Source organism: Plesiomonas sp. (genome assembly GCF_051650925.1).
Taxonomy (GTDB): Bacteria; Pseudomonadota; Gammaproteobacteria; order Enterobacterales; family CAMTGL01; genus Plesiomonas.
The window spans coordinates 1-1,618 of the sequence record NZ_JBOFRH010000230.1; the positions used below are offsets into that span (position 1 = coordinate 1).

At 44.4% G+C, this 1,618-nt stretch carries 3 protein-coding genes and 1 pseudogene; 1 reads left to right on the forward strand and 3 read right to left on the reverse strand.

Annotated features, from left to right (window positions below; translation table 11 throughout):
- Positions 1-286 (forward strand): annotated as a pseudogene (tppB, locus tag ACRC27_RS05450) (dipeptide/tripeptide permease); the annotation flags it as partial.
- Positions 287-465: 179 nt separating this feature from the next.
- On the opposite strand, the gene ACRC27_RS05455 reads toward tppB, so the two are convergent.
- From ACRC27_RS05455 to ACRC27_RS05465, 3 genes are all read right to left on the reverse strand, one after another.
- The gene (locus tag ACRC27_RS05455; protein ID WP_438630050.1) at positions 466-822 is read right to left on the reverse strand and encodes a YbaN family protein; all 357 of its coding nucleotides are present in this window, start codon (positions 820-822) and stop codon (positions 466-468) included.
- A gap of 44 nt (positions 823-866) precedes the next feature.
- Entirely contained in the window at positions 867-989 is a 123-nt protein-coding gene (locus ACRC27_RS05460; RefSeq protein WP_438623053.1) for a hypothetical protein, read from the reverse strand.
- A 191-nt stretch (positions 990-1,180) separates the two neighbouring features.
- On the reverse strand, positions 1,181-1,618 hold a 438-nt coding region (locus tag ACRC27_RS05465), incomplete at its 5' end, for a porin (RefSeq protein WP_438639376.1).

Below are 1,618 nucleotides of genomic sequence, written 5' to 3' on the forward strand. Positions count from 1 at the left end.
GCTAATTTCAGGGTTAGGCCTTGCTATGGTTGCTCAGCTTGTACCACAGCGTTTGATGGGTTTTATCATGGGTGCATGGTTCTTAACGTCTGCCGGCGCATCTGTTATTTCCGGTTATGTGGCCAGTTTAACGGCAACACCGGGTGATGTGAAAAACCCGCTGGTTTCGCTCGATATTTATGGTCATGTGTTTTTGCAAATCGGTATCGCTACCGCTGTTATCGCTGTAGTGATGATTGCTACTGCACCAATGCTGCACCGTATGACACAAGAGCACTCGGTATAAGTTTATGCCAACCACATTAGATTAAAATAACCAACACAACTAAAAAAGAGACGCGACCTTCACAGTCAGCGTCTCTTTTTTATTCTCTTGTTTTAATCAGCTGATCGCTGTTTATGCTCATTTTAACCCACTGATTGATTATTTTATCTACTATAAACCGTAGTTACGGGCTAACCACATCATGCACTGGTAGGAATGCGCCAAAACAGACATAAAATAACGCCGCACAGCAAGGCGAGAGCCACTTTTACCGCAATCAGCGGTGCAAACACTATAGATACGGCAAAACTGCACAGAATGAAACACACCGCCCGTAATTTGGCAGCTTTCGGAATGGTTTTATTGCGCTGCCACTGTTGCAGTAAAGCGGCAAACGGAGAGCGGTACATTAACCAATCGTGGCAACGCGGGGATGATCGGGCAAAACAGGCCAATGCCAGCAGTAAAAAAGGGGTGGTCGGCAACAAGGGTAATACCACGCCAATAGCACCCAGTATCACTGCCAGACAACCACTGACCTGATAAAACCAACGCATAATCCCCTGCCTGTTTTTTACGCCTAGCACCGTTTTATCCACGCCTAGGGGTGTAATGCTAACACCTTTAACCAGCCAAACCATACCGGTAATAAAGGAATACAAAACACCAGTAAAAACAACAAGACATACCCGATATTGAAGGGATCTTTAAAACCGCTTTCCATGCTGGCTCCTGTGCTGATGATCAATAAAATATGGCGCTAAAATCACGCCTGTTTTACCGGCACATTCTAGCGCCAAAAATCAAAACTCAACAACCGACAAACAGTGGGGATATTACCGAAAAGCAGCATTCAGCAGGCAATAAAAAACCGGTGCAAGCACCGGTTTTTTACATACTGGGTATAACTTCAGATTAGAAGTATACGCGGAAGCCCAGACCGATACGGTCATCGTTCTTCATGTCAGAAGAATTAACTTTCACGCTATCAGCATATTTGTAGTCATCATGCGCATATTCCAAGAAAGTCACTACATTCTTGGTATAAGCGTAATCCACACCAACTACGTACAGATCGTGACGATCCCAGTTTTTAAAGTCGGTGTAATCACGGCCATAGTAGCCCGCATAAACTTTAGATTGCTCGATTACTTGGTATTTCACACCTACACCCAGCAAATCAACTTTAGCAGTTGGTTTAGTTGCAGTGTTGTAATCTAGCTTCGCCTGACCGTAATCCAGTGCGATAGCAAAATCGTTGATTTCGTACTGAGTACCAATGCCCCAGATATCTGCATCAGCAGAGTTATGCATAACTTTTAGTGAATCTGTACCACCGTTTGACTTGCCGTG

Bases quoted from the DNA above. Each gene is read 5' to 3' on its own strand.
- ACRC27_RS05455 (WP_438630050.1), bottom strand. From the start codon at position 822: ATGCGTTGGTTTTATCAGGTCAGTGGTTGTCTGGCAGTGATACTGGGT.
- ACRC27_RS05460 (WP_438623053.1), bottom strand. From the start codon at position 989: ATGGAAAGCGGTTTTAAAGATCCCTTCAATATCGGGTATGTCTTGTTG.